Origin of the sequence: Streptomyces katrae (assembly GCF_000966975.1) — a bacterium.
Classification (GTDB): Bacteria; Actinomycetota; Actinomycetes; order Streptomycetales; family Streptomycetaceae; genus Streptomyces; species Streptomyces katrae.
The window spans coordinates 1-4,243 of record NZ_JZWV01000320.1; the positions used below are offsets into that span (position 1 = coordinate 1).

The window sequence follows — 4,243 nt, forward strand, 5'->3', positions numbered from 1 at the left end:
CCGGGCGCGGAGCGCACGGTACCGGGGTCCCGGGCGGAACCCCGGGCTTTCGGCCCCGCCGGTGTCCGAGGTGACAGGCGCCCGGATCGCGGGCACCGGCTTGCCGTGCTGCATAAGCACATGCAGAGTGCACCCTGACTGAATATTTCGCTCGGACGGAGGGGACGGCGATGAGCGACAGCCCGGCCGCGCGGCTGCAGAAGCTCTTCGAGGGGCACCGGCTGACGCCGACCCAGCGGCGGATCGCGCACTGCATGGTGCGCGGTGCGGCGGAGGTGCCCTTCCTGTCGAGCGTGGAGCTCGCCGAGCTGGCCGGGGTGAGCCAGCCGTCGGTGACCCGGTTCGCCGTGGCCCTCGGCTTCGACGGGTACCCCGCACTGCGGCGGCACCTGCGCGAAGTGGCCCCGGCGGAGCCGCCGAGGGTCGTGCGCGAGGAGTCGTACAACGAGTACCAGCAGGCCGTCGAGGGCGAGATCGAGAACCTGCGCCGGCTGGCGACGATGCTCGCGGACCCGGCGCCGGTGGAGGAGGCGGGCCGGCTGCTCGCCGGGTCGTCCCCGCTGCCGGTGCTCGGGCTGCGGGCGGCGTCCTCGCAGGCGCGAGGGTTCGCGTACTTCGCCGCCAAGGTGCACCCGGACGTACGCCTCCTCGACGAGGGCGGCTCGATGCTCGCCGACCGGATCGACGCGGCGGCCACCGCCGGGGCGTCGGCCCTGCTCTGCTTCGCGCTGCCGCGCCACCCGCGCGAGGTGCTGGAGGCCCTGGAGCACGCGCGTGGGGCCGGGCTGACGACGGTGACGGTGGCGGACTCGGCGTTCGCGCCCGTCGCCCGGTACTCGGACCTGCTGATCCCGGCGCCGGTCGGCACCGGGCTGGCCTTCGACACGGCGTGCGCGCCGATGCTGCTGGGCCGGGTGCTGCTGGAGGCCATGGCGGACGCCCTGCCGGACGCGCAGGCGCGCCTGGAGTCCTTCGACGCCCGGGCCGCGGCGCGCGGGCTGTTCGTGGAGTAGTCGCCCGGCACTCGGCAGCCGGTTCCCGGGCCGGCCGCGGGCGCGGTGCCGGGCCATCGGTCCGGAGCGGGCCGCCGCCCCGCACCCCCGCCGCCCTACAGCAGCGCGTCCCGGAGGGCGCCGCCCGACTCGGCGACGATCTCCGTCGTGGTCTGTGCCGGGCGGACCGGGGTGAAGCGGACGGGGCCCGGTGGGTCGGCCGTGAAGCCGTGGACGGGCGGGCGGGGGAGGCTGTTGTAGCCGTAGTGGGCGGTGAAGAAGTACGCCCCCGTGTCCGGTACGGCGATCAGGTCGCCGGGGGCCAGTTCGGGCAGGTCCCGGGCGGTGGCCAGGAGGTCCCCGGCGAAGCAGGCCGGGCCCGCGACGTCCTGGGCGACCGGGGGGCCGGTCTTCGGGAGGCCCTTGGCGTCGTAGGGGAGGATCCGCAGCGGCCAGGCCGCCGGGGCGTAGACCGTACGGGTGGCCACCTGGACCCCCGCGTGGGTGAGGGCGATCGGGCGGCCGCCGGTGGCCTTGGTGTACTCGACGCGCGCGAGCACCGTGCCGTGCTTGGCCAGCAGCGACCGGCCGAACTCCGTGACCAGCCCGTACGAGCCGTCGAACAGTGCCGGGACGGCCTCGCGCAGGGCGTCGGCGTACTCCGCGTACGTGGGGGTCTCCTCGTCCGAGGCGAAGTTGACCGGCAGGCCGCCGCCGATGTCGAGGGTGTCGACCTGGCGGCGCCCGGCGGCGGCGTTGATCTCCTCGGCGAGTGCGTGCAGCTCCCGTACGCCCCGCGCGATCAGGGGCAGCGGCAGACCCTGCGAGCCCGAGTGGGCGTGCAGCCGGGTGATCCAGGGGCGGTCCAGGCAGGCCCGTACGAGCCGTTCGCGGGCGCCGGGGTCGCGCAGGCCGATGCCGAACTTCGAGGTGGCGGTGGCGGTGGAGAGGGCGTCGATGGCGCCGGCGCCGGTCTGCGGGTTGACCCTCACGCCGATGGGCGAGCGGGTCGGGGCGGCCGCGATCAGGGCGTCGAGCCGCTCCAGCTCCTGGTGGTTGTCGGCGTTGACGGTGATCCCGAGGGCCAGGGCCTCGCGCAGCTCGCCGGTGGTCTTGGCGGGGGAGTCCAGCACGATCCGCTCCGCGGGGATCCCGGCCGCCCGGGCCAGCGCCAGTTCGCCGGCACTGGCCACCTCGCAGCCCAGGCCGCAGTCGGCGAGCAGCCGCAGGACCGGGACCAGCGGGGAGGCCTTGGCGGCGAAGGCGTGCAGCACGGGCGTCCCGGGGGCCGTGGCGGCGGCGAAGGCGCCGGTCAGGGCGGCGGCGGAGGCGCGGATCCCGGCGGTGTCGAGGAGGCAGACCAGCGGCTCGGAGTCCAGCAGCCCCTGCTCCACGGCGGCCCGCACGGCCGCGTCCCGCCGCCGGGCGGCGTCCCGCGCGGCGGTGTCCCCGGGCCGTGCGGTGTCCCGCGCGCCGGTGTCCCCGGCCCCGCCGGCGGCCGCTCCTGCCCCGCCCTCGTCCCCGGCTGCGTCCCGTAAGGCGTCCATGACCGCCATCCCATCATCCCGTGGACCCGCGCGCAGCTGTTGACTGGATCTATTCAAGGCGCCAGGATGTGAATAGATTGCTCAACATTCGGAGGAGGCACCGCCATGTCAGGACCCCGCCCCGTACGGGCCGCGCGAGGCACCGAGCTCAGCACCCTGGGATGGCAGCAGGAGGCCGCCCTCCGCATGCTGCAGAACAACCTCGACCCCGAGGTCGCCGAGCACCCGGACAAGCTCGTCGTCTACGGCGGCACCGGCAAGGCGGCGCGCGACTGGCGCTCCTTCGACGCGATGGTCCGCACCCTGCGGACCCTCAAGCAGGACGAGACCATGCTCGTCCAGTCCGGCCGCCCGGTCGGCGTGATGCAGACCCACGAGTGGGCCCCGCGCGTCCTGCTCGCCAACTCCAACCTGGTCGGCGACTGGGCCAACTGGGAGGAGTTCCGCCGCCTGGAGCACCTCGGCCTGACCATGTACGGCCAGATGACCGCCGGCTCCTGGATCTACATCGGCACCCAGGGCATCCTCCAGGGCACCTACGAGACCTTCGCCGCCGTCGCCGCGAAGAAGTTCGGCGGCACCCTGGCCGGCACCATCACCCTCACCGCCGGCCTCGGCGGCATGGGCGGCGCCCAGCCGCTGGCCGTGACGATGAACGACGGCGTCGCCATCTGCATCGACGTCGACCCGCGCGCCATCGAGCGCCGCATCGAGCACCGCTACCTGGACGTCAAGGCCGACAACCTGCGGCACGCCCTCCAGCTGGCCGTCGAGGCCCGCGACGCCCGCAAGCCGCTCTCCATCGGCCTCCTCGGCAACGCCGCCGAGCTGCTCCCGCAGATGCTCGCCGAGGGCGCCCCGATCGACATCGTGACGGACCAGACCTCCGCCCACGACCCGCTCTCCTACCTCCCCGTGGGCGTCGACTTCGACGACATGGCGGCCTACGCGGCCAAGGACCCGGCCGGGTTCACCACCCGCGCCCGCGAGTCCATGGCCAAGCACGTCGAGGCCATGGTCGGCTTCATGGACGCCGGCGCCGAGGTCTTCGACTACGGCAACTCCATCCGCGGCGAGGCCCAGCTGGCCGGCTACGACCGCGCGTTCGCCTTCCCCGGCTTCGTCCCCGCCTACATCCGCCCCCTCTTCTGCGAGGGCAAGGGTCCCTTCCGCTGGGCGGCCCTGTCCGGCGAGGCCTCGGACATCGCCAAGACCGACAAGGCGATGCTGGAGCTGTTCCCGGAGAACGAGTCCCTGCACCGCTGGATCAAGATGGCCGGCGAGCGCGTCCACTTCCAGGGCCTGCCCGCCCGCATCTGCTGGCTCGGCTACGGCGAGCGCGACAAGGCCGGCGAGCGCTTCAACGAGATGGTCGCCGACGGCACCCTCGCCGCCCCGCTGGCCATCGGCCGCGACCACCTCGACTGCGGCTCGGTGGCCTCCCCGTACCGCGAGACCGAGGCCATGCTCGACGGCTCCGACGCGATCGCCGACTGGCCGCTGCTCAACGCCATGGTCAACGTGGCCTCCGGCGCCTCCTGGGTCTCGATCCACCACGGCGGCGGCGTCGGCATGGGCCGCTCGATCCACGCGGGCCAGGTCACGGTCGCCGACGGCACCAAGCTCGCGGGCGAGAAGATCCGCCGCGTCCTCACCAACGACCCGGGCATGGGCGTCATCCGCCACGTCGACGCCGTTTACGAC

General features: G+C 74.3%; 3 protein-coding genes. 2 read left to right on the forward strand and 1 reads right to left on the reverse strand.

What is annotated here, in order from left to right; translation table 11 throughout:
* Nucleotides 1-170 precede the first annotated feature (170 nt).
* Nucleotides 171-1,013, forward strand: a complete 843-nt coding sequence (locus tag VR44_RS12820; RefSeq protein ID WP_045947586.1) for a MurR/RpiR family transcriptional regulator — start codon at nt 171-173, stop codon at nt 1,011-1,013.
* Between the two features lie 95 nt (nt 1,014-1,108).
* Here VR44_RS12820 and VR44_RS12825 read toward each other — a convergent pair whose 3' ends face one another.
* A complete protein-coding gene (locus tag VR44_RS12825; protein ID WP_094191590.1) occupies nt 1,109-2,539 on the reverse strand; it encodes a type III PLP-dependent enzyme domain-containing protein in 1,431 nt (476 codons plus the stop codon).
* A 105-nt stretch (nt 2,540-2,644) separates the two neighbouring features.
* On the opposite strand from VR44_RS12825, the gene hutU reads away from it, so the two are divergent.
* Nucleotides 2,645-4,243 (forward strand): urocanate hydratase (gene hutU / locus VR44_RS12830; RefSeq protein WP_045947587.1); only part of this gene is annotated, 1,599 nt, incomplete at its 3' end.